The organism is Vibrio sp. CyArs1 (assembly GCF_022432925.1).
Taxonomy (GTDB): Bacteria; Pseudomonadota; Gammaproteobacteria; order Enterobacterales; family Vibrionaceae; genus Vibrio; species Vibrio mediterranei.
The window spans coordinates 1-23,591 of sequence record NZ_JAKRBO010000003.1; the positions used below are offsets into that span (position 1 = coordinate 1).

20 protein-coding genes are annotated in these 23,591 nt (G+C 43.1%); 9 read left to right on the top strand and 11 right to left on the bottom strand.

Translation table 11 applies throughout. From position 1 onward, the window contains the following. Together MMA19_RS10580 and gltS are read right to left on the bottom strand one after the other, a co-directional pair. The coding region (locus tag MMA19_RS10580; RefSeq protein WP_240206183.1) for a VCBS domain-containing protein at nt 1-2,207 on the bottom strand (2,207 nt) is incomplete at its 3' end. A 238-nt stretch (nt 2,208-2,445) separates the two neighbouring features. Beyond that, entirely contained in the window at nt 2,446-3,672 is a 1,227-nt protein-coding gene (gene gltS, locus MMA19_RS10585) for a sodium/glutamate symporter (RefSeq protein ID WP_006069707.1), read from the bottom strand. Nucleotides 3,673-3,990: 318 nt separating this feature from the next. Between gltS and MMA19_RS10590 the strand changes: the two genes are divergently transcribed. Together MMA19_RS10590 and MMA19_RS10595 are read left to right on the top strand one after the other, a co-directional pair. Further along, nucleotides 3,991-4,764 carry a DUF4344 domain-containing metallopeptidase gene (locus tag MMA19_RS10590; protein WP_240206184.1) on the top strand — a complete coding sequence of 258 codons (774 nt, stop codon included), beginning with the start codon at nt 3,991-3,993 and terminating at the stop codon, nt 4,762-4,764. Between the two features lie 20 nt (nt 4,765-4,784). Beyond that, nucleotides 4,785-5,171, top strand: a complete 387-nt coding sequence (locus tag MMA19_RS10595) for a DUF393 domain-containing protein (RefSeq protein ID WP_240206185.1) — start codon at nt 4,785-4,787, stop codon at nt 5,169-5,171. A gap of 37 nt (nt 5,172-5,208) precedes the next feature. Here MMA19_RS10595 and MMA19_RS10600 read toward each other — a convergent pair whose 3' ends face one another. Beyond that, the gene (locus tag MMA19_RS10600; protein WP_198559322.1) at nt 5,209-6,084 is read right to left on the bottom strand and encodes an NAD(P)-dependent oxidoreductase; all 876 of its coding nucleotides are present in this window, start codon (nt 6,082-6,084) and stop codon (nt 5,209-5,211) included. Nucleotides 6,085-6,094: 10 nt separating this feature from the next. Further along, entirely contained in the window at nt 6,095-7,003 is a 909-nt protein-coding gene (locus tag MMA19_RS10605; protein WP_124941611.1) for a LysR family transcriptional regulator, read from the bottom strand. A gap of 77 nt (nt 7,004-7,080) precedes the next feature. Between MMA19_RS10605 and MMA19_RS10610 the strand changes: the two genes are divergently transcribed. Beyond that, complete coding sequence (locus tag MMA19_RS10610; protein ID WP_006069712.1) at nt 7,081-7,323, top strand: DUF2798 domain-containing protein; 243 nt, start codon at nt 7,081-7,083, stop codon at nt 7,321-7,323. Nucleotides 7,324-7,444: 121 nt separating this feature from the next. On the opposite strand, the gene MMA19_RS10615 is transcribed toward MMA19_RS10610, so the two are convergent. The 4 genes from MMA19_RS10615 to MMA19_RS10630 form a co-directional block, all read right to left on the bottom strand. Next, nucleotides 7,445-8,161 (bottom strand): YebC/PmpR family DNA-binding transcriptional regulator, encoded by a 717-nt coding sequence (locus MMA19_RS10615; protein WP_006069714.1) that lies wholly within the window; start codon nt 8,159-8,161, stop codon nt 7,445-7,447. 85 nt (nt 8,162-8,246) lie between these two features. Beyond that, a complete protein-coding gene (locus tag MMA19_RS10620) occupies nt 8,247-8,456 on the bottom strand; it encodes a DUF3283 family protein (RefSeq protein WP_006069715.1) in 210 nt (69 codons plus the stop codon). A gap of 137 nt (nt 8,457-8,593) precedes the next feature. Then, complete coding sequence (locus MMA19_RS10625; protein WP_006069716.1) at nt 8,594-8,794, bottom strand: hypothetical protein; 201 nt, start codon at nt 8,792-8,794, stop codon at nt 8,594-8,596. Nucleotides 8,795-9,286: 492 nt separating this feature from the next. Further along, nucleotides 9,287-11,257, bottom strand: coding sequence for a replication initiator protein RctB domain-containing protein (locus MMA19_RS10630; RefSeq protein ID WP_006069717.1), 1,971 nt, complete (start codon nt 11,255-11,257; stop codon nt 9,287-9,289). Nucleotides 11,258-12,467: 1,210 nt separating this feature from the next. Between MMA19_RS10630 and MMA19_RS10635 the strand changes: the two genes are divergently transcribed. From MMA19_RS10635 to MMA19_RS10650, 4 genes are all read left to right on the top strand, one after another. Then, nucleotides 12,468-13,685, top strand: a complete 1,218-nt coding sequence (locus tag MMA19_RS10635) for an AAA family ATPase (RefSeq protein WP_006069718.1) — start codon at nt 12,468-12,470, stop codon at nt 13,683-13,685. Between the two features lie 6 nt (nt 13,686-13,691). After that, a complete protein-coding gene (locus tag MMA19_RS10640) occupies nt 13,692-14,663 on the top strand; it encodes a ParB/RepB/Spo0J family partition protein (protein WP_240206186.1) in 972 nt (323 codons plus the stop codon). 79 nt (nt 14,664-14,742) lie between these two features. Next, complete coding sequence (locus tag MMA19_RS10645; protein ID WP_240206187.1) at nt 14,743-16,779, top strand: GNAT family N-acetyltransferase; 2,037 nt, start codon at nt 14,743-14,745, stop codon at nt 16,777-16,779. 306 nt (nt 16,780-17,085) lie between these two features. Then, on the top strand, nt 17,086-18,759 hold the full coding sequence (locus tag MMA19_RS10650; protein ID WP_240206188.1) for a FapA family protein: 1,674 nt from the start codon (nt 17,086-17,088) through the stop codon (nt 18,757-18,759). 30 nt (nt 18,760-18,789) lie between these two features. On the opposite strand, the gene soxR is transcribed toward MMA19_RS10650, so the two are convergent. Next, nucleotides 18,790-19,224 (bottom strand): redox-sensitive transcriptional activator SoxR, encoded by a 435-nt coding sequence (gene soxR / locus MMA19_RS10655; RefSeq protein ID WP_038227613.1) that lies wholly within the window; start codon nt 19,222-19,224, stop codon nt 18,790-18,792. Between the two features lie 89 nt (nt 19,225-19,313). On the opposite strand from soxR, the gene MMA19_RS10660 reads away from it, so the two are divergent. Then, nucleotides 19,314-20,510, top strand: coding sequence for an MFS transporter (locus MMA19_RS10660; protein ID WP_240206189.1), 1,197 nt, complete (start codon nt 19,314-19,316; stop codon nt 20,508-20,510). On the opposite strand, the gene MMA19_RS10665 is transcribed toward MMA19_RS10660, so the two are convergent. Continuing rightward, nucleotides 20,504-20,842 carry a hypothetical protein gene (locus MMA19_RS10665; protein ID WP_240206190.1) on the bottom strand — a complete coding sequence of 113 codons (339 nt, stop codon included), beginning with the start codon at nt 20,840-20,842 and terminating at the stop codon, nt 20,504-20,506. The two genes, MMA19_RS10660 and MMA19_RS10665, sit on opposite strands and share 7 nt — an antisense overlap. Nucleotides 20,843-21,036: 194 nt before the next feature. Between MMA19_RS10665 and lpdA the strand changes: the two genes are divergently transcribed. Further along, nucleotides 21,037-22,446, top strand: coding sequence for a dihydrolipoyl dehydrogenase (gene lpdA, locus MMA19_RS10670; protein WP_240206191.1), 1,410 nt, complete (start codon nt 21,037-21,039; stop codon nt 22,444-22,446). Nucleotides 22,447-22,531: 85 nt separating this feature from the next. Here lpdA and MMA19_RS10675 read toward each other — a convergent pair whose 3' ends face one another. Then, entirely contained in the window at nt 22,532-23,578 is a 1,047-nt protein-coding gene (locus MMA19_RS10675) for an alcohol dehydrogenase family protein (RefSeq protein WP_240206192.1), read from the bottom strand. Nucleotides 23,579-23,591: the final 13 nt, after the last annotated feature.

Genomic DNA, 23,591 nt, shown 5'->3' on the forward strand with positions numbered 1-23,591 from the left:
ACAGAAATGGTTTGAGTAACCACAGCACCCTGTTCGTCTTCAACTTGAACGGTAAAGCTCAAAGGAACTTCATCACCTTCAGCTAATGCTTCAACTGCATCCGCTTCATTATCAATTACAAAGCTCCACAAGCCATCACTTGTGATATTAAATGTACCGTACTGACTGCTAACATCACCTACTGGACTCCACGTTAAGTTTGAGGAATCCACATCCGTCGCTGAAAGTTGACCACCTGTACTTGGTGCTCCGACATCCTCAGTACCATTGTCAAAATGTCCGGACTCCCTTACTTCACCTTCTGTAACGAGCTCAGAGTCCAATACTGGCTTATCATTGGTGCCTTTTACTGTGACAGAAATGGTTTGAGTAACCACAGCACCCTGTTCGTCTTCAACTTGAACGGTAAAGCTCAAAGGAACTTCATCACCTTCAGCTAATGCTTCAACTGCATCAGCTTCGTTATCAATTACAAAGCTCCACAAGCCATCACTTGTGATATTAAATGTACCGTACGGGTTGCTAACATCGCCTGCTGGACTCCACGTTAAGTTTGAGGAATCTACATCCGTCGCTGAAAGTTGACCACCTGTACTTGGTACTCCGGTATCCTCAGTACCATTGTCAAAATGTCCGGACTCCCTTACTTCACCTTCTGTAACGAGCTCAGAGTCCAAGACTGGCTTATCATTGGTGCCTTTTATGGTGACAGAAATGGTTTGAGTAACCACAGCACCCTGTTCGTCTTCAACTTGAACGGTAAAGCTCAAAGGAACTTCATCACCTTCAGCTAACGCTTCAACTGCATCAGCTTCGTTATCAATTACAAAGCTCCACAAGCCATCACTTGTGATATTGAATGTACCGTACGGGCTGCTAACATCCCCGACAGAGCTCCACGTTAAGTTTGAGGAATCCACATCCGTCGCTGAAAGTTGACCACCTGTACTTGGTGCTCCGGCATCCTCAGTACCATTATCAAAATGCCCAGACTCTCTTACTTCACCTTCTGTAACCAATTCTGAGTCAATTACTGGCTTATCGTTCGTACCTTGGATATTGATAACAATCGTTTGAAAGACATCGACACCTTGGTCGTCAGTGACTTTGACTTTGAATTCAAGAGAAGTTGATTGCCCTTCTCGTAAGGCTTGAACTTCATCTGCTGTGTTATCAAGTTCAAATGTCCAAAGGCCGGCTTCTGTAATCGAAAAATCACCATATGCTGAAGACACATCTCCGTCTTCTGACCAAATCAAACTTTCGGTTGGAGAGTCAACATCTGTGGCGTTCAACTGCCCGCTCACCGATGCTGTTCCTGTGTTCTCTGAACCGTCATCATTGTGTCCAGCTTCAACAATGTCGCCACTAATTTCGCTATTTGCACTGATTACTGGTTTATCGTTGGTGCCACTAATGGTGATTACAACTGGCTGCGAGGTAGAGGAGTTTAGGGGATCAGTGACTTGAACGGTAAAGGAGAGTGTTACGGTATCATTGACGTTTAAAGCTTGTGTGGCATCGGAATCATTATTTAAACGGAAGGTCCATTGCCCATTATCGGAGAGCTCGAATTCACCGTAGTCAGATAGATTGTCCGGAGTAGAAGTCACATTCCAGGTCAACGTTCCATCGTCAAATTCGAGGTCAGTAGCTAAAAGCTGACCTGTCAGCTCAGCAGTACCGTCAAAATCACTACCGTCGGAGTTATGGCCTGCTTCCACAGCGTTTCCAGCTAAGGCTTCACTAAGAATTTGCGGAGCTGAGTTGACGAGTACCTGAAGGAGAGTATTAGATTGTGTTGCGGTTAGACCTTGCGCTTCTAAGCCAGAGGTGTCGAACTGAGTTTGAGCGAGAGTTTGCGAACTATCACGTTCTATAGCGCCAGTGGTCGTTGGGCTTGATCCATTCGCTTCGCCTGCTGCAGTAGCTTGTTCTTCATTTTGAGTTGGGTCTTCTCCGGCCTCAATGGCAGCGATGATTTCTTCGGCATCTATATCAGATACATCGATCTCTTGGCTTTCACCCTCTTCTTGAATCAATACAAGGTCTAAGTCTTCGCCTACTTCTGCATCGTTCAAAACGTTGATCACAACGTCTCCCGGTCTTGGTTCCGTTCCTTCCGGAAGAATGGTGAGTTTTCCTTGAGCATCTATTACTAACGTACCAGACACTTTTGCCAACCCAAATAGAGACAACGCACTCATGATCTACTCCTTGAATTGCTTCCGACGCCAGGAAACAATATCTTTTATCAGTTCTAGCCAGCCTTGCTTGCGCGAATGGACATACTAGCCCAAGCTCGAAATTTTACTTTTATTTTACATTTAGATATCAGATTAGTTGACGAAATGAAACTTTTTGGGGAAGTATTTTTCGTTTGTCTCAAAAACGAAAAAAGTCTCGCAAATACGAGACTTTTTGATGAATGATTTAAGCTTAATCTTAGCCGATTACAGTGATAAATCCTTGTAAGATGATTAGGTTCACAATATCAATGAAAAACGCTCCCACAATAGGCACTACCATAAAGGCTTGAGGAGATGGACCGAATCGATTAACAATAGACCCCATATTCATAACCGCTGTCGGCGTAGCCCCTAAACCAAACCCACAGTGGCCACCGGCTATAACCGCTCCATCATAGTTTTTGCCCATCACTCTAAACGTAATGTAATAAGCAAACAGCCCCAAAATAACCGATTGAACAGACAGTATGATTAAGAAAGGAATAGCCAGATCAAAAATGTTCCACAGCTGAAGACTCATCAATGCCATTGCTAAGAAAAGCGATAATGACACCGTACCGAGAATATCGACCGTTTCTGCATCCACTTTATAACTTTTGGTCACTTCGCAGATATTGGTAATGAAAACACCGATAAATAACGCATAAACGAAGTCAGGAATCATTAACCAAGATATTTCAAATGTATTAACCCACGCATGTAAATACTTCGCTCCAGTCACACAGATGAGTAAGATAAACAGAACTTCAATAACCTTTTTAGCAGTCACGCGATCTCTTTCGTACTCGTTATAAGTTACCAATTCAGGGAAGCGCTCATGAGTATCATTGCCTCGGCCATACTCTGACTCAAAGTTATTCTTATCAATGAGTCGTTGTGCAACCGGACTACCAATAATACCGCCGATAATTAGACCAAAGGTTGCAGAAGCCATCGCAATTTCTAGTGTGTTGCTGATGCCGTAAGTCTCAGTAAAGGTTTGAGCCCAAGCAGCCCCAGTACCGTGTCCGCCCGACAAGGTAATAGAGCCCGCAATTAACCCCATTAACGGCTCTAAGCCGAGCATGGTGGCTAATCCAACTCCGACACTATTCTGGATAATAATATATACCGATGCGACCGCTAAAAAGACAAAGACTTTAGCGCCACCTTTCATTAGTTGGGTGTAGTTAGCCGCCAATCCTACGGTGCTAAAAAACATCAACATAAATGTTTTCTGCAAGGGCAACGAGAACTCAAGATTAACGTTGTTAAAGTGTAAAACCGTAATGATAAGGGCAACGATTAATCCACCAACGATGGGTTCAGGGATGTTGTATTTTTTTAGAACAGGGAGCTTACTATTAATGATGTGTCCCAGAAAAAGAACGCTGATAGCGATCAAAAAAGATTCTAACGTGCCAACAGAGATGGTGTTGTTCATATAACCTCTTTTTTTTGCTTTATCGCTCATCTTCCTTAATGAGGTTCGACTAAATTGTAAAGTGTAGTAGAAATAGAATAGATGGCGACTCGCTTTACGCAGACACCAAACGACCTTGTTTAGACTATCTATCACTTCTTAAGGTGCCGGGAAGAATCGGCAAATATGTGGCCATAGTTAATTAACAGAAACACTGTTAACCTGTTGGCTACATTGAGTTTATGAATATAAAAAGAAGAACTACACTAAATTAATCGCGCAGTGTACCACAGTCAGGCCATTGCGACTAATTGAACCATCGAATATATGGATAACGGAATGAAATCTATACTAACAAGGACTGTTTTTTCAGTCGCTCTATTGACACCATTCGCTGCGATAGGCGCTGTCAATATTAGCTATGGCGATACAAATACAACGTCAGAACAACAAGCGAAAACTGCAATCGCACAAAGCAAAATAAATGAGCTGGTGGTACAGCTCTCCGATGCTTACTTTCCATTTAACAACGACCTAACGATTCAATATGGCGGTGATGACGGACCACTTTACGATCCTCAAGCTCATGTCGTGCATATTCCGTATAAATTCTATACCGACTCACTCAACTACTTTTTAAACAACGATTACCAAAAGAAGTTTGGCAAACCAGCTAAAGATGGGGCGCTTGATACTCTACTTCATACATTGTTGCATGAAGCAGGACATGCTTACGTAGCAGATCATGGGATTCCTATTCTAGGCAAAGAAGAAGATGCCGTAGATAACTTTGCGGCAGTGTTAATGCTCAACTACGTAGAAAACGGTGCCGATGCCACTATCAGCGCTGCAGATATGTTCTCCTTTGAATCCGAAGACCGGCCCGACTATTACGATTTTGCCGAGTACATCGGTGAGCATAGTTTTGATCTACAACGTTATTTCAGCACACTTTGTTTGGTATATGGTAGTGACCCAGAGAACCATGCCACGATTCTGGATGAGATAGAAGAAGACTATAGAGACGAGCAAAAAGATAAATGTGAAATGACTTTCCAACAGATCGATATGAACTGGAAACAAGTATTAGGAATACAAGAAGAGCAAAGCTGAAAACAAAGAAAGGAGTTGATATGGCGACCCAGCTCATCGTATTTTTTGATGGTACGTGCCCACTTTGCGTCAAAGAAATGCAATCTCTAAAGCATCATGACAAAGCACTAGCCATTAAGCTTATCGACATTTTCTCTCCAGAGTTTGAGGCCTACCCTGATATCGTTCCTAAAGCGGCCTCAGAGCGCCTTCATGCCTACGATACAGAAGGAAAGTTGCTTCTCGGCTTGGACGTTACTCATAGAGCATGGAGCTTGGTAGGAAAACCACATCTTTACGGATTCACACGATGGCGAATCTTCAAGCCTGTTTGCGATTGGGCATACCTGAAATTTGCTCGTAATCGCTACCAAATATCGGGCTGGCTAACTGGAAATAAACAATGTGAGCGGTGTCGGCTTGATTAGTCGACTACCGCTCAACGCTTTATTTACACTGTAAACGTTACAATTCAGCGTCTTTGCGAACTGCTTTAAGTAAAACAGACGTATCTGAACGATTTTCACCTTGCGAAGAGAGTGCTTTATATCTTTCGACCGTCTGTTCCGTCAATGGAAGTCGAATGCCCTGACGAGCCCCTTCATCCAAACAAAAACCGAGATCTTTAATCATCCAATCGATGGCAAAACCAAAGTCATACTTATCTTCATCCATGGTTTTGGCACGGTTTTCCATCTGCCAAGAACCCGCCGCACCATTTTTCAAGCAATCAACTAATGAAGGAATATCTAAACCACTCTTTTGCGCGAGTATTAACCCTTCAGACAATCCAGTTAGAACTCCAGCGATACATACTTGGTTAACCATTTTAGCTCGTTGTCCTTGACCAACAGTCCCCATCAAGACTGATGACTTACCGTAAGCATCAAATACTGGCTGCAAAGCGGTAAAAGTTGCTTGTTCACCACCGCACATGATGGTCAGCACACCATTTTCTGCGCCAGCTTGTCCTCCAGATACGGGCGCGTCCATAAAACGGACATCCGCTTTATCACACGCAGCTCCAAGCTCTTCTGCCAACTGCGCTGATGTAGTCGTATGATCAACTAGAATAGCCCCTTTCTTCATGCTCGCAATGGCACCAGAAACGGATGTGGTCATCTGTCTAACGTCATCATCGTTGCCCACACATACCGCCACCACATCGGCGTCTCTAACACAATCCGCCACTGTTTCATGATATCGACCATTGTATTCTTCGGCCCAGCGTTTCGCTTTTTCTGTAGTGCGATTAAATACGCAAACCTCAAATCCTGCTTTAGCCAAATGACCAGCCATTGGGTATCCCATAACGCCTAATCCAATAAAACTAACTTTCATTTGTACTCCTTTAATTGCTGGTGGGGTTTACCGCGGCATCCATTGTATCTGCACTAGATAAAATCGCGTCTATTAGCGATTTGACGGCCTTTGGTTGGTATTTCCTATCTTTGTACACCAAAAACGCCTGTCGGTCACTACGATAGTGCTCAGGCAGCAGATGAACTAAATTTGAGTTGCCACGCACATGGCGTAAAGGTAGTGATGCAACTCCTAAGCCTCGCTCAACTGCATCGAGTAACGCTTGGATATCATTGACAACAAGCCTAGGTTTTATCGTCATGCTTTGCTCAAGAGCGTCATCACGGTAAATCGCCAGCTTCTGACTATTATCTATGGCAAGCCAATCTAGCTCTTGTAACTGCTCAATGTGGGTAATTTGGCTACATTTTGCTAAGTACTCAGCGCTAGCAAAAAAGCCGTGACGTGCAGTAAACAGTGGTCGAGCAATGAGATCATCCATCTCACTGATGTCAAACGTAATCAACAATTCTCGATTCGTTTGTGGTTTTAGCTGATCATGGTTTAAAGCGAGATCGATGTGAACTTTAGGGTATTGTTTTAAATACCCTTCAACCACAGGTGCTACGAAAGAATGATAGAAACTGTGAGGGGCGGACAAACGTACCGTACCAGCAACCTGCTCCGTTTGCTCCGTTACATTACCTAACCCTATTTCGATCTGCTCAATACCACTGCTCAGTTGATCGAAAACAAGCTTACCAATTTCAGTCGCAGCTAATTCCCTACCCTTCTTCTCTAGTAAACGTAGTCCTAAACGCTCCTCAAGCGATGAGATACGTCTTGATACCGTCGATTGAGGCACACCCAATAGATTAGCGGTTTTTAAAACTGAGCCGTGTTCCACGACCTTACAAAACAAGTAGACGTCGTCTATATACCCAAATATGGAATCCACAATTCTAAATTACCCAATATTATCTATTTATGAATAGGTTTATACTTCTTATAACAAAAATCAACAGGAGAATAACATTGAGCAGAAAACAATTTTGGATCTCAGCCCTACTTTCATCTCTCACTATGGGAATCATGATGTCCGGTATTATCTCTGGATACAAAATGGGCTTTAGTAGCGCATGGCCACCGATATGGCTACAGAGTTTTCTTATTGCTTGGCCATGTGCTCTGTTGTTGAACCTTACGGTCTTGCCTCAAGTGAGAAACTTCGCAGCATGGATATGCACTCCAAGAAAGATCAAGAGCAAGGAAGCATGATCATGGGAAAGTACCTTGATCATGCTTCTGGAGATATCATATTCAATCGCCGTTTAGAACCGAAAAAACGGCAATAAAAAAGAGCCGACTATGTCGACTCTTTTTCTTCATAACGAGCGTATTATTGCTCTGCGTTATGGTAAACCTGCTGAACATCATCGCAGTCATCTAGCATGTCGAGGAATTTTTGGAATTTCTCAGCATCTTCACCAGCAATTGCAGTATGAGTTTGCGGTACAAACGTAATTTCTTCTACATCAACCGTTAGGTCTGGGTATTCTGCATTCAATGCCGTTTTCGCTTTGAAGAACTCAGTATGTGGTGCAAATACCGTGATGACGCCATCTTCAAGCTCAATATCAGTTACATCAACATCTGCCATCATCAGAGCTTCAAGCACCGCTTCTTCGTCGTCACCTTTGAACTGGAACACCGCTTGGTGATCGAACATGTGAGCTACAGTACCAGGGCTACCAATCTTTGCGCCAGTCTTAACAAAGCATTGACGAACATCTTGGAAAGTACGGTTGCCGTTATCTGTTAGACAGTCAACGATGACACTAACGCCACCAGGACCAAACCCTTCGTAACGTGCAGGCTGGTAATCTTCACCACCACCACCGCTAGCTTTGTCTAGTGCTTTATCGATAACGTGAGCAGGAACTTGATCCTTTTTAGCTTTAGCAATCAGGTGCTTAAGTGAAAGGTTCATTTCTGGATCTGCACCACCGTTCTTAGCAGCTACATAGATCTCTTTACCATACTTGGAATAAACTTTAATTTTCGCGCCCTGAGTCTTGGCCATTGAGGCCTTGCGCACTTCAAAACTTCTTCCCATCGGGATGTTCTCTCTAATTCATTTTAACGCGGAGGATTTTATCAAATCGTCGGTACAATTCAATTGTGAACGCCGTGAATGGCGCTTACATCACTCCCATCATTCGTTTGTATTTGTCGACACACTGTTCAAACCATGCTTGTTCAGCCTCATCCGCTATCTTTTCGAGTTGCTCGCGTATAGCTTCAGGCCCCGCTTTGGCTTCTTTTAATTGCCACACAACAAAGGAAGCTTGTTTATCAAGTTCAACTTTATTCTTTTCAGAGGGTGGGAGAAGCGACAAATTATGGGACATGGTATTTAGTCAGTTGATGTTGGCAAGGGAGCAGAATATACCATTGATGAAGTATTAAACTCAAATGAAAGGGTGTGATTTGGGATAGATAGAAAATACAAAGGGTGGCCTTAGCCACCCTATCTGGTTATCCAATATTAGTGAATCAAGCCTAGCTCTCTTGCTTCTTCGAGAGTTAGACCACTTTCTCTGATTTCCCTCAACGCTTCAATGCGACGTCTAGCTTCTGCGGATTTTCCCTGTTTCGCAGGACGTATGTTTTCTTGGACTTCTTCAGAGTGATCCCACTTACTTGTCATGGATGTCATTTCGTCATGGTCGATTGAATTAATGGACATTGTTACCTCCTGATGAACCATGTCTGAACACCTAATCTGTAGCAAACGACAATTTTGTTGTTAAGAAAAACTGAGTCAGAATGTGATAGGGGCAATAGTTCTAAACAGAAGTTTTAGAAAGCGGTTTTTAAACTTTGAAATCCATCAGCGGTGGGATTACATTTAGGAGATTCCACCTCAGAAAATCAACTTGATCGAGATCTCCTTTTTTCTCCTCTAAGCCCACACCAGATATTAGTTGTACCTCACCCAGAAATGAGGGAATCGTCGAATTTCAGACAAAAAAAAGCGAGTCCAAATTGAACTCGCCAAAATATATCAGAATGAATGTAACAATATGAGCCAATCTACTTATTTCATTAGAAAGGACAAAAGGTTGTCTATTCGGAATAAATATTAGCCAACCACACTTGTTACTTTGTCAGCTTATTGTCAGCGTTATGTGTTATTCCTAACAAGTTAGTACTAAGTGTAACAAGGGGTTAATTAGCGCTAAATAGCGACCTCATCTAGCACGCGAAATACCGTTTCATCGATATGCCCTTCGTGCACTTGTTTACACACTTTTTTACGGACGGCCAACGCTGAAATCAGTCGTTCAATCGACAAATGCTTGTTTTCTTGTCGAGAGTTATATAACTCCACAACACGACTTAGCACTTCATAGGGAATGACCTGGTCATCAACACGCAACCAATCCAGCTTCTCCATAAGCTCTGAGCACTCTTGTTTGATTGAGGCGACCGAATGCCCTGTCATGGCAGACAATGCCGTTACACTGCGTTCTAGAGCTTCTGAAGAAGTATATTTAGATAAGATGATGGTTATTTCATCCGCATTGATTTCAACTAAGTGTTTTCTCTGCTTTACTCTACGGCCCAGGTTTCCTCTTGGAGACGGTGCTTTACGCTGAATTGGCTCAAACTCACCGTCAATGATTGTCGACAGCTCATCGAGTTGCTTACGAGTTACCAACTCGTTGCGTAACGGGTTAGGTAAGGTTGGTGCCATGTTTCGCTTACCTGCATTCGTGGTTCTTGCTCTTGAGTAACGCAATACTTCTTCCACATCACAACGAATATCAACCTGATAATCTGGTAGCTTAGCATCAGGATCTATGCATTGTAGTGTCAGATGATAGCCCCATAAGTTTACATCAAATTGATCATTGCTTGTGGATCCTTCCCCTAGTTTTCTAAGCTCTCGAAGAAGATCCATCGAGAAGCGTCGCCATTCTATGTTACGCGCAAGCTTTTGATTAAGCTCTGAAAGAAGAAGAGTATCGGTATGACGTCGGGCCATACGACTTCTGAAATACGAATACAACTGAAATACCAATGTATGCTGTTTTAGAATTTCAGGTGGGAACAAGAAAAAATAGTCTCTCGTCAATAACTCTTCGTAGAACGACGGCTCCCACACCAAGATATATAAATTAGGCTTGATCTTGATCTCACCATCCGCGCCTTCACGTGGTGCCTCTTCAGATGCAGTGATCGTTCTGGCTAGAAACCTAAAACGATCACTCTTGAATCCTTCAGGCATATTTTCGCTGAGCCAACGACCTGTAAGCTCGTGCAATTGGAAATCGGTAAATTCAATTCGATCAATACTGTCACGAATGGAATCACGTGCTGGGCCACTGTCTTTTTTACCTCGAAGGGAAAGGATGTCAGTGATATATAAAGGGGTCTTGTTAGGCACATGCTTAGCATCAAGGTGATACTCTTCGTGGTGATGATCATGGTATTGCACCGTTAGCGTAAACAATGCAAACAGCGTCATAAGATCATCAACAGTCATGATATTCTTAGATGATCGAGTTTCAATCACCGCTTTTGTACCTGAAATGGATACCATCGACTTCTGATAGCTTTTACGTGTACGTGGTGGAGCGAGTGCTTGATCGATAATGCCTGCCCAGTTTGTTGGAGATACTACAAACTGATCTGCTTCATCGCGCATCGCTGGTGGCGTATAAAGCCCATGTTCATTCAACAAGCGTTTATTCACTTGTGTTTGAGCCAATGCTTTTGATTTTTTTTGCTTTTCGGATTGCTTAACCGATTCGGTTACCAGGCTGGTTGCGCCCAAAACGGATACTAATTGATTGGGATTAATAAACCGATGAAGCATCGTTTTGCCAGCGAGGCCTTCCTCAAACTTAACACCATGTTGGCTAAACAAACCAATATTTACTGCGGCTCTCAAACGTTGCTGAATAGCTGCACGAGTTAGTTTACCGTCAGTGGCGTCGATTAACTCGGTAGTTGAAACGTAACCATCTTTAGAACTGAATCCGCGTAAAGAGATAAGATTCAGCAGTTCCAAAATGCTCTTGGTCACGCCTTTGAAGTGCTGATACTGCTCAATCCAATCGACAGACGTTTCTGTCACTTCAAAAAGATGTCCGCCTTTGTGATCTCGTGGAGATCGGATCAATAATTTTTCATCGTTGCTCATGACTGGATCTATATCACACTATCCGTAAATTCGATATTGTTCCATAGAATAAAGAATAATGTCGAATAAATAAAGATCTATTTTATTGCTCTTAATAAACTGATCTTTACTGATAATACTGATCTAATATGATTAACTGATCTTATGATCTGGCACTTTTATTGATTGTAACTCTATGTTTTTTAAGGTAAAAAGTTGACAAACATTCGGACGCATGATCATAGTAATTACGAAACGATGATCATTGTTTTTCGAATGCATGATCATAGAACTCTGGAGGCATGATCATCATCTGCCCGAAAATATGATCATTAAGCTTACGGATAGATGATCATGAGGTCACCACAACTTATCCACAGAAAAAGTAGAAAAGCTGTGAATAGCTTAATGTAAATATCTTTTAAATCATAAATTTACCCCGAAAGCATGATCAAGGTGGAAGAATTGTTCTTCGTTTTAGGTAATTGATGAAGGTCATTGTTCAAATGTTACTCGAATTGAACAAGGATAAACGAACAGATGCTTTTTCATCGTTAATGGCTTTAACCCTAATATATTAGGAAGCATGATCAAGTAAGTTCATTGAATCTGTTATTGCATTTTGAATTCTGTCGTTAACCACTGAATCTCGCCACTATCCCTTATTCTATCGGGCATAGGCCGTAATTTTGTCGGAGATTTACATGCTTCCGTAGTGATAAAGTACTTGATCATTCTTCCAAGATAAATGATCGATGTAACAGGCCAATAATCCAATGTCTGTTTCTAAAACTCCCCTTGATCATGCTTCTATATTCTCGGAACTATGATCATGAGTTTTGTCTTTTTGGCGCTCTAACGTTTCTTCACTGACCAATGAATAATTATTTGTGTGCCTAAAAAGATGCTTAATTTGAAATATCTGAGATAGAAACAACAAAGTCCGTAAGTTATCCAATATTTATAATCGTTCCGAGGTGTTTTCTATTTACATTGTAAATAGGTTACGTGGTAACACTTGAAATCTGATGAGGTTTCTGTGTCTTTCACTTCATTATAACTTGGATTATTTGATGTATTTTTCATCAGCTTTGTAGACAAAATCACGATTTGGCTTTTATGTGGTCAATTTATTGTAAAAAACAACACTAAGTGAGTGGACAGCTTTTTGATGTGAATGTACGATATAGCTGTACATTAATTCATTAGGTTACTTGGTTGGAACTTAGGTATGAAAAGAGAACAAACAATAGATAATCTCTACCAACTTGCAGAACAAACTCAGCAAGTACAAGCAGATCGCATCGAAATTGTATTAGAAGAACGAAGCGATGATCACTTTCCTGCAATGTCAAAAGCAATGATGGAAACTCGTTCTGGACTGACTCGTCGTAAACTGGATGATGCCATCAGTAAGATGGAAGCAAATGGTCATCAATTTACTAAAAATAATGCCAATCATTATTCTATTTCGTTGCAAGAAGCACACATGTTGATGGATGCGGCTGCGGTACCTAAATTTCACGAACGTAAACAAAGCGCCAATAATAAACCGTGGATTATTAACGTTCAAAACCAAAAGGGTGGTACTGGTAAGTCTATGAGTGCAGTTCATCTAGCTGCCTGCCTAGCGCTAAACTTGGACAAACGCTATCGTATCTGTCTAATTGACTTGGACCCTCAAGGTTCACTTCGTTTGTTCTTGAATCCACAAATCAGTATTTCCGAACATGAAAACATCTATTCTGCGGTAGATGTAATGCTAGAGAATGTACCGGAAGGGACTGATATTGATATTGATTTTTTACGCCGCAACGTTTTGCTACCAACTCAGTATCCTAACCTAAAAACGATTTCAGCCTTCCCTGAAGATGCGATGTTTAACGCGGAAGCATGGCAAAACCTTTCTCAAAACCAATCTCTCGATATTGTTAAACTGCTAAAAGAGAAGTTGATTGACAAAATCGCGGATGATTTCGACGTCATCATGATTGATACTGGCCCTCACGTTGATCCATTAGTTTGGAATGCTATGTATGCATCTAATGCGCTGCTTATTCCATGTGCAGCTAAACGTTTAGATTGGGCTTCAACAGTCAATTTCTTCCAGCACCTTCCGACTGTTTATGAGATGTTCCCAGAAGATTGGAAAGGATTAGAATTCGTTCGTCTGATGCCGACCATGTTTGAAGATGATAATAAAAAGCAAGTGTCTGTCTTAACAGAGATGAATTACCTACTTGGCGACCAAGTTATGATGGCGACAATTCCTCGTAGTAGGGCATTTGAAACTTGTGCAGATACCTACAGCACAGTATTTGATTTAACGGCTTCTGACTTTGAAGGTGGTAAAAAAACGCTGGCGACAGCACAAGACGCAGTACACAAAAGTGCACTAGAGTTAGAAAGAGTGCTTCACAGCAACTGGTCATCATTGAATCAAGGGTAACGTTATATGGCTATTAAAACTTCTGAACTTAACGCTAAGCTTTTCGGAAAAGCGAATAAGAGACGTGCAACTACCCCTCAGGAAGCGCAAACCGCAGCCAAGGAACAAGCCCAATACATTGAGTTATCAGTTGCAGGGGAGGAGCTAGTTTCATTTGAACTTGTGCGTATTCCTGCGAATGAAGTTGAATCGAAGACGTTCGTATTTGAAGAAAATGCACGTGAACAATCATTCTTAAACGAGCACGCACTCTCTGATGTGCTGGCAACTTTAAGAGACAAAGGGCAACAGTATCCAGCTGTTGGTCGCCGTCAAAAAGACGGAACCATTGAAGTTCTTGATGGTAGCCGTCGTCGTATGTCATGTATTCTGGCTCAAAAAGAGTTCTTGATTTACGTTGCTGAAAACATCAATGGCGACCATGCTAAATTCTTGTCTGATGTTGCGAACGCCCATAAGCCGCTGTCTCTATATGAAAAAGGTAAAGAGATGCTAGCTAAGCTTGAAAGCGGTGAAGCTGAAGACCAAAAAGCGCTAGCGAAAATGTTTCAATGTAGCGAAGCACTGGTAAGCGGAGCTCTAAAAGCTGCAGACTTGCCACTAGAACTTCTTCAAGCATACCCTAACGTGAGTGATTTAGGGCGTCCAACGATTGTGCGTCTACATAAACAATTTAGCGAGCTTGATGGTGACCAACAAAACCAATTGATTGAGCGTTGTCACCAGAATGAAGGTTACGTGTGGCAGAAAAGTCGTGCTCAAGGTGTTGCACGCATTACCAAAGATGTTTCGGAAACTCTAGAGAACTGGATGCACGAACTCGCGCCACCTAAGAGAGCTAAAGTCGCGAAAATTGATCTCGTTAAGGGACGGGCTAGTTACACTCGCAAAGGTCCAAATTTAGCACTCAACCTTAAAAAGGTCGATGACCAAACAATGGATGAAATCCTAGAGTTCATAAAAACTAAGATGAACTAAATAACTTTCAAAATACCTCGCCATAGCGAGGTATTTTTTTGTGTTAATATTGTGGTAAGTCCCCACAGCAATGATACCCATGACGGCTTTATTTTCCTCACAGCTTCATCTTCTCGAGCAACAACATGCAATAGCGGATGAGCGCTTTCAACGAAGTGCGCTCATTTTAGAAGGCTCACTGGCATGGCAGCATGAATTGATTGAGCAATTCTCGATGCGCTTTCCTAAAGACTCTAAGTTTCAGCTAGGAGAAGAATCTATCGGCTCTCTAGACGCTATTCCGGTTAAACAAGGAAAACGTCTACTAGGAAGGGAAGTTAAGCTACTCGTCGTGACGCTTAGCGATGATTTTGATGCTAATAGTTTTAATGCTGCACTTGGTGCGCTCGTAGGAGGCGGTGTACTCATTCTGCTAAGTAATGAAAGTGATGTACATCCTTGGTTAGAGCGACACCTCGCTTTGCTACCTCGACTGAAACAATCAAGCCGTAACCTGATTAATGATTTGGCTTATTGGCAAAATCAACACCAGGCGCGTGAGAGTAGCAATATTTATGTAGAGCAAAACGAAGCCATCGAGGCCATCGAGCGAGTCCTTACGGGACATAGAAAACGTCCTTTGGTTATTACTGCCGATCGAGGGCGTGGCAAAAGCAGTGCCCTCGGATTAGCGGCGGCAAGAATAGCCGATTCACGTCCGTGTCGAATCCTGGTCACTGCGCCAAGCAAAGCTGCTGTTCAGCCTGTATTTGATTTCAGTCAGATAGAACAAAGCGCTTCGTCATCTATTGAGTTTGTTTCGCCAGATGAACTGATAAAGTCAATGCCTGTCTGCGATTTATTGTTTGTCGACGAAGCCGCAGCGATTCCAGTTCCACTCTTGAAAACCATTGTTGCCCATTACCATCGTCTAGTTATCAGTTCGACTGTTCACGGTTATGAAGGATGTGGAAGAGGGTTTAGCCTTAAGTTCCTTCCTTGGCTCCAAAAGGAACGTAAAGGAACCAAACTACATCATATGCAGCAGCCGATTCGATGGGCCCAAAACGATGCTTTAGAGAAGTGGTGCGCCGGTGCGTTTCTATTACAAGCTGAGCTAACACAGTTGGCAAGTGACGTTAAGTTTGATTCGTTTGACTCAAAGCGTTGGTCTTTTTCTTCAGTGGCAACAAATGATTGTAGCAATAATGAATCAATATTGTCTGAAGCCTTTGCTTTACTCGTTAATGCGCACTACCAGACTTCTCCTAACGATCTGATGTTATTGCTCTCGTCAAAAACAATGACGCTTTATACCATGAGTTACGATGGTCAGGTTGTCGGCGCTGTTCTCTTAAATAGGGAAGGGGATTTGTCTCTTGATATCGTAGAGAGAGTCCAACTAGGGCAGTCTCGTCCGCCGGGTAACTTGGCGCCAGTTGAGCTAGCTAATCACCTTGCTCTATCAGAGCCAGCAACGCAACGTTGTGGCAGAGTGATGCGAATAGCGGTTCATCCTCTAGTACAATCCTCTGGTGTCGGTTCTGAGATGCTGCGTCGTTTGACACTACTAATAGGTGATCAGGTAGATTATCTTGCCACCAGCTTTGGAGTGACGACAGAGCTGTTTAGATTCTGGCAAAGCAACCAATTCGTTCCGCTTAAACTGGGTAGTGCTAAAGATAAAGCCAGTGGTACCTATAGCCTTACTTTGGTATTGCCAACATCTAAAAATAGTGAAGATTGGCTTTCTCAAGCTAAACAACAGTTCAGCCGAAATCTGGTTTATCAATTGAGATCGGTCAATCGGGATATTCATCCATCGCTTGCATGGTTATTGTTTTCTACCTCAATTATAGAGAGAAGCGCTGGGTTGCCATCGAAGCTCGCCATTCTGTACTCAAGAGGTGGCAACTCATTGGTTTCCAGCCGTAGCGATTTGTTCGACTTCATGGTGTCTCTCGCAAATGCCTCAGTAGATGTTGATAGTCCGATTGTCACGGCCGTCGTGTTGCAAGAATGGTCTTGGGAACACGTTGTCCATCAATTGAGTCTAGCGGGACGTAAACAAGCTGAAACTCAATTCAGGCTGGAACTCTGTTCACTCATCGAACGTTTACAGTGTAAATTGACTTAAACTTCTCTTGCCTTGGATTTACACTGTAAACAAAGCCACCGACGTTTACAGTGTAAATTGCCAGAATCCTGTTTTTACACTGTAAATCCTCTTCAAACTCAAATTCAGTTCTCTCTCACCTACCACACGTTCATAGTTGAATCAGAGTCAAAGAACCAACCGAATTACCGTGACGCCAACCGGAGTTTTCGATATTGAACATAGTCTCACTACTGAGACTACATTAAGATAATTAAAATTGTTGAAGCATGATCACATTGTTCAGTTTGAGCTTGTGTAATGAGCATAAGGAAGTGTCTAGCCATCATGTGGAAAAGTGTTCTCAAAATATCGTCAAATGGTAATGAAGTTATTGCCCAATTACCGAGTGAGTATGAGCAAGGTCTGGCATTAGAAGCCTCTTTGCTAAACAACATGTTGGGTGAGCTTAATGCTCAGCATTTCTTTCTTGACGAATCTGCTGTCAATCAATTCATAAAGTGTGCTGCAAGTGCAAAAGGTGAAGCCTTTTCCGGCATCACTATTGCCCAAATTAAAGATGCTAGCGCTGAAGTGATACTAACCGAGCAAGATATGATTGCTAGTATTAAAGTCACTGGAGCATACGGCGGTAATCCACTTCAGCCTAATGACATCATCAAATCACTCACAGAATCCAGAGTAGTTAAAGGGCTTAACAAAAAAGCGTTAAAGAAAGTACTGCTACTCAGTCGTCAACTTAAAGCTGGTGAGAGCTATACCCAACCTGTGGCGATAGGAAAAAGGCCGAAAGAAGGTAAAGATGCGCAGTTTATTCCGCTAGTAGCTGACCCTAAAAAGCGTGTACTCAAACCGCAAGCTACCGGCGATGGAGACAAAGTAGATATGCGTGATTTAGGAGCCATTGTTACGGTAGGTGAAAATGAGCAAGTGATGAAGCGAATACCGGCCATCAAAGGTGAGAATGGATTCACAGTCACTGGAGCCATCATCCCTCCTAAAGCAGTCAAAGACAATCCGCTTAAACCGGGAGCAGGGACCAAGTTCTCGGCTGATAACCCGAATACATTGTTGTCTACGATGTCAGGAATGCCGGTAATTAAATCATCGGGTGTCGAGATTGATGAAGCCCTTTGCTTGAGTAAAGTGGATATATCCACCGGACATATCAAATTTAAGGGCAGTGTGGTGATTTCTGGAAATATTGAACCCAATATGGAAGTGACAGCGACAGGGACTATTACTGTTGGGGGATTTGTTGAGTCGGCAATTTTGAAGTCGAAAGGGGATATCATCGTGAGCAAAGGTATCATCGGACATAATGTTGATGATGGCGAACCCAAATCTTGTCTCATTGAGTCTGGCGGCGATGTTGTCGCTAATTACGCTCAGTTTGCCAATATCAGCTCACAAGGAGATATTCACTTTACGGTGCATAGTTTAAACAACGACATCGTGTGTGGCGGTGATTTACTAGTGACTGGCGCAGGGAAGAAACAAGGGATTTTAAGTGGTGGAGAAGCGATAGTCGGTGGCAAAGTGGTTTGTAATCAACTCGGTGTGGAAGGTGATACTGCCACCTACATAAAAGCTTTTGCGCAGTTCCAAAATTACCAAGATGGACTAGAACAATTGCAACTACGTTATACCGAGCTTCAAGAAAGTAAAATGAAAGCAATCCGACGCGAAATAGAGCTTAAGAAGGTTCCTAAGTCAGCAAGAACGGAAGAACAGAATAAAGAGCTCGAAGCATTAAATAGTTCAAACACCGAAGCGTTAGATGAACTCAATGCTGAAAAAGAGAGATTGGAGCTGGAGCTGTTTGCTAAGTTAGAGCTCAATACGGTAGAGTCTTTGGTTCAAACTCACACACGTGTAACCGTCGCGTTTGACGAAGAAAAGGTGACGACAAAAAATACGCACGGCCCTGCATCATTCAGCTTTAATAAGCATATTATCCATTTTGCTCCAAAGCTAAAAGAAGAAGACCTTGCAGTTTAGAACCAAGTTTTTGTTAGCCTAGACTATGACTTAGGTGCTTTGCTTCCACAGCAAAGCACCATTTCCTTGCTGAGCCAATATATCGTCAGGATTTCTTAGCCGACAGCGACTTAGCGAGAGGCAACCACAACCAATGCACTCCCCAAGCTCGTCTCTAAGTTTGGTCATTAGCCAAATTTTCTCATCTAATATGCGCTTCCAGTTTTTTCCCATAGATTCCCACTCTTCTTGAGAGGGGGCTCTCTGAATAGGGAGCACCGACAATGCCTCTTTAATCTCTTCCAGACTTAGCCCGAGTTGCTGTCCTGTTTTAATAACTGCTATACGCCTCAAGACTGAGCTGTCATAGCGACGTTGATTCCCTTGGTTTCGCCAACTAGAAATCATTCCTTTCTGCTCATAAAAATGCAGTGCTGACACAGCAACTTCCGCACGCTTTGCTACCTGACCGACTGATAATTCCATTTTATTCTCCTTTACACTCAGTATAGCTTGACCTCAAGTAATGTTGAGGTTTTAGCATTGAAGCAACTCACAAACATAAAGGAATGATGATGAAAAGGACTTCGCTGCAACATCTCTCTGCACTGCTGTTCGATGGTATCGCTTCAGGGATGATGTTAATGGCGCTCCCATGGAGCATCTTGACGCAAGGAAACAACAGTACATTCTTGGCTATACTCACGTTATGTTGCACGGCGTTATCGTTCTTTGCGACCCCATTCTTTGCTACTGCTATTGACCGCTTTTCGCGAAAGCATATCTTAGCACTGGTCCAACTATTACAGGCGCTAGCTGCATTACTCGTTGTTTTTACTTGGTATATTGAACCGAATGCAGTTTGGTCCCTTGCTGTTGCTCAACTGGTTTTTTGGTTAACTAACGATCTTGCATGGGGGACAAACGGTGCATTCACACAAGAACTCTATAAAAAATCAGATTATGCAAAAATCTCTGGACAACAAGAGATCGTCCTACAGATGACCACCCTGACTGCAGGCGGCTTAGGCGTATTGTTATTGGAACTGTGGTCAATCGAGTACTTTGCCTTGCTGGCCATGTTACTTTCTGTCAGCGCTATGATTTGCTATGCCAGTATCCATTGCAAACCAAAGCAACGCGAGACCAAGCATGTATCTTTTACGACACAGCTGAGCGAATCTAAAGCCATATTTTCACGCTCACCGATGTTTTTCTTGTTTGTTGCTCTGTCCTGTCTGAGTTACCCAATGATGACTTACTTGGCTAAGTTGGTGCCTATCTATTTTTCCGAGCAAAACATTGAAGGTCATTGGTTTGCTTGGTGGCAAATAAATTATGGTTTAGGCGCGATGTTATGCGGAGTTATCATTACGCAGCTACTGATTCGTTTTCGACAAGAACAACTAATGATTGTCAGTGTTGTCGGGTTAGCGGTGTTATTGAGTGTACTAGCTAGCTCGATGTCAGCACTTAGTCTCGTTATTTTTGCGTTATTTATTGGCTTATTCAATGCGACCAATCGAATCGCTAGAGTAAATAAGCTGCATGAAACGATTGATAATAGAGTTCGAGGCAGAGTAGATGGTGGAATGAAGTTATTCTCTACTTTTGTTCAAAGTATGAGTTATGTTCTTATCGCCTATTTGACTCACTACGATCTTACGGAGCTTGGGTTTGCGGTGGCCGCCGTTGTGATGATGTTAGCCGCTTTGGGTATGTTGTTATTGTATAAAGATAAAAATAATACTCATACGTTACAAAGCTATTGAGGTTTTGCCGGTAATGGCGTTGGGACAGGCTGCGCTGCTTCTTCGGGTTTGGATATGGTAATACTACGGATGAATCGACTGAAGTAGAGTTCTTTTACCAGCTCGTCGCAGCGTTCAGTTGTTAGATTGCGTTTCCACTGCTCGCTGCTCACGGAGATGCGAGTTTGATTGGTTGCTCGATAGCCGTTGGCAACTTCGCATAGCTCTATTGTGTCCATGTTATTAGGGTAAGTATTAACTGATGAGGAGCGAAGGCCAAGCTGATTCATTTGATATGACGAACAGCCCGTCATGATGAGGAAGGCGAAAGATAACAGTGCTTTTATTCTCATAGCAGTTAGTGGTTTGTCCTAGGTTTGTGCGCAAGCGCTCATACTAAACACTATTTGAGACAGATAAAGAGAAGTTTTAAACACAGGTCACCTAACAGCAAAAATTAACACTCCTCAGACATTTAGACGATCTATACTGGACGGAATTTATCGTGTTGCGGTAGTGACGTTTCTGAAAAATGAGGAGAATAGGGATGATGGATTCTATCAGCGTAGATGTAGTTGTACTCGGTGGTGGACCTGGAGGTTATACCGCAGCTTTTCGCGCGGCTGATCTTGGACTGTCTGTATGTCTAGTAGAGAAGCAAGATACTTTGGGTGGCGTGTGTGTAAACGTAGGCTGTATACCATCCAAAACCTTATTGCATGCAGCGGCGTTAATTGAACATGCCCAGCATGGAAAGCAAATGGGTATCGCATTTGGTACTCCAAGCATAGACATTGACGGTTTACGATCTCACAAAGAAAACACGATATCAGAGCTGACGAAAGGAATTGCCAACCTAGCAAAAGCTCGCAAGATAACACGCGTTCAAGGTGTTGGTCAGTTTACCTCACACAATGCACTGTCAGTGGTTGGTGAATCAGAAACGCAAATCTTGTTTAAGCATGCCATTATCGCAACCGGATCACATTCAGTATCACTTCCTATCGCGCCTAATGATCCGAGGATTTGGGACTCTACCGACGCACTAGCGCTGACGACGATTCCTAACAAACTGCTGATCATTGGTGGCGGGATTATTGGTCTAGAAATGGCACAAGTGTATTCAGCACTGGGATCGCAGATCACTATTGTCGAGGCACAAGAGCAAGTGATTCCTGCAGCAGATAAAGACATTGTTCAACCTTTAGTTAAATCGGTTAAGAAGCGCTATCAAATGTTGACCAAGACGTTGGTGACTGGCATTGAAGCGGGTACTGATGCTATCACGGTATCTTTTGACGGTAAGAAAGCACCAGAAAGCGAGTGTTTTGATGCTGTATTAGTGGCTGTTGGGCGCAGGCCAAACACGTCCAACTTAGGGTTGGGTTTGCTAGGCATTGAGGTTGATAAACAGGGGCTTATTCCTGTGAACGACAAGATGCAAACCAGCGTCCCTAATATTTTTGCTATCGGTGACATCGTCAAAGGACCGATGTTGGCTCACAAGGCAACACACGAAGGCAAGGTGGCCTCAGAGGTTATCGCTGGTATGGATTCAACTTTTCATGCTGTAGCCATTCCATCGGTGGCATACACCAGTCCGGAGATCGCTTGGGTCGGTGTGACAGAGAAGGAAGCTAAGCAGCAAGGTATAGAATTTCAAACAGGCAAAGTGCCTTGGTTGGTCAGTGGTCGAGCTCAGAGTGTTGGGGCGACGAATGGCGTCACCAAAGCGCTTTTCTGTGCCGAAACAGGTACGCTTTTAGGTGCAGGGATTTGTGGAGAAAATGCTGGGGAACTCATTCACGAAGCAGCTGCGATGTTAGAGTTAGGGGGGCGTGCTAAAGATATCGCTCACACTGTTCATGCTCATCCTACATTAGCAGAAACCTTTGCCTTTGCTGCCGAATTGGTTGAAGGCTCTATGACCGATATGTTGCCTCCCCGCAAGAAATAACCAATATCGAACGTCTTGTTACCAAGAGATGATGCCCACTTGTTAAAGCAAGGGGGCATCATTGGAGAGTAGGTTGTTTTTAGTATTATCCTTGTGTCACTTGCAATACAATTTTCCCGATATGGCTTTTCTCTACAAATTCCCGTTGTGCCTGTTTGATATCTGATAATGCAAACACTTTCCCCACCAGTGGTTTTATTTGTGAGTGTTCGATTCGGCTGATTAGGTTTGGAAATACCTCATCTTCGAGCCCAGTACAGCCGAAAAAAGACAGATCTTTTAGATACAGTGTTCGAACGTCGAGTTCGACCATCGCGCCACCAATAGCACCAGAGACGGCATAGCGGCCTTTGGGTTGTATCACTTCAAGTAACTCTGGCCATTGAGGACCTGCAACGAGATCAACGACAACACTAACGCTGTTTCTACCCAATGTATCCACCAAGCTTTCACCACGTGATACCGTTTTATCGGCACCGATATCAAGTAAGGCTGATGCCTTCGATTCACTAGTTACTGCAATCACCTTAGCACCACGTGCTTTCGCCAACTGCACTGCAGCAGAACCTACACCGCCCGATGCGCCAGTGACTAAAACAGTATCATTAGCTGTGACTGATGCTCTGGTGAGCATGTTTTCTGCGGTTGAGTAAGAACACGGAAAAGAGGCGAGCTCAATGTCGCTGTAGCTTGAATTTACACTGTAAGCCTGGCGAGAATCCACTACGGTATATTCTGCAAAACCACCATCACACTCAGAGCCAAAGTACCAGAAGTGATCAAGGCGTTCTCCATCGGCGTACCGAAGGCAAGGATCAATGAGCACGCGTTCGCCAATTCGAGCATCGTCAATATGCTCTCCTACAGCGATAATATGACCACAAACGTCCGCACCTTGAATTCTTGGTAGAGAAAGAGCATTGCCAGACCAGCCTGCGTCTTCACTATCGTTATCGCCCTTGGAGTACCAGCCAATACGAGTGTTGATATCGGTGTTGTTTACGCCTGCGGCGCTGACTTTAATGAGAACTTCATTAGCAGCTGGTTTAGGAACCGCGATGTCTGATTTAACGACAAGTTGTTCTAAGTCACCGTGCCCAATGAGCTGAACGCCAGTCATAATTGAACTCATGTGTGGTTTCCTT

Bases quoted from the DNA above. Each gene is read 5' to 3' on its own strand.
- MMA19_RS10600 (WP_198559322.1), bottom strand. From the start codon at position 6,084: ATGAAAGTTAGTTTTATTGGATTAGGCGTTATGGGATACCCAATGGCT.
- soxR (WP_038227613.1), bottom strand. From the start codon at position 19,224: ATGGAATTATCAGTCGGTCAGGTAGCAAAGCGTGCGGAAGTTGCTGTG.
- MMA19_RS10590 (WP_240206184.1), top strand. From the start codon at position 3,991: ATGAAATCTATACTAACAAGGACTGTTTTTTCAGTCGCTCTATTGACA.
- MMA19_RS10660 (WP_240206189.1), top strand. From the start codon at position 19,314: ATGAAAAGGACTTCGCTGCAACATCTCTCTGCACTGCTGTTCGATGGT.
- MMA19_RS10640 (WP_240206186.1), top strand. From the start codon at position 13,692: ATGGCTATTAAAACTTCTGAACTTAACGCTAAGCTTTTCGGAAAAGCG.
- MMA19_RS10630 (WP_006069717.1), bottom strand. From the start codon at position 11,257: ATGAGCAACGATGAAAAATTATTGATCCGATCTCCACGAGATCACAAA.
- MMA19_RS10675 (WP_240206192.1), bottom strand. From the start codon at position 23,578: ATGAGTTCAATTATGACTGGCGTTCAGCTCATTGGGCACGGTGACTTA.
- MMA19_RS10595 (WP_240206185.1), top strand. From the start codon at position 4,785: ATGGCGACCCAGCTCATCGTATTTTTTGATGGTACGTGCCCACTTTGC.
- MMA19_RS10665 (WP_240206190.1), bottom strand. From the start codon at position 20,842: ATGAGAATAAAAGCACTGTTATCTTTCGCCTTCCTCATCATGACGGGC.
- MMA19_RS10615 (WP_006069714.1), bottom strand. From the start codon at position 8,161: ATGGGAAGAAGTTTTGAAGTGCGCAAGGCCTCAATGGCCAAGACTCAG.
- gltS (WP_006069707.1), bottom strand. From the start codon at position 3,672: ATGAACAACACCATCTCTGTTGGCACGTTAGAATCTTTTTTGATCGCT.
- lpdA (WP_240206191.1), top strand. From the start codon at position 21,037: ATGATGGATTCTATCAGCGTAGATGTAGTTGTACTCGGTGGTGGACCT.
- MMA19_RS10625 (WP_006069716.1), bottom strand. From the start codon at position 8,794: ATGTCCATTAATTCAATCGACCATGACGAAATGACATCCATGACAAGT.
- MMA19_RS10635 (WP_006069718.1), top strand. From the start codon at position 12,468: ATGAAAAGAGAACAAACAATAGATAATCTCTACCAACTTGCAGAACAA.
- MMA19_RS10620 (WP_006069715.1), bottom strand. From the start codon at position 8,456: ATGTCCCATAATTTGTCGCTTCTCCCACCCTCTGAAAAGAATAAAGTT.
- MMA19_RS10650 (WP_240206188.1), top strand. From the start codon at position 17,086: ATGTGGAAAAGTGTTCTCAAAATATCGTCAAATGGTAATGAAGTTATT.
- MMA19_RS10645 (WP_240206187.1), top strand. From the start codon at position 14,743: ATGACGGCTTTATTTTCCTCACAGCTTCATCTTCTCGAGCAACAACAT.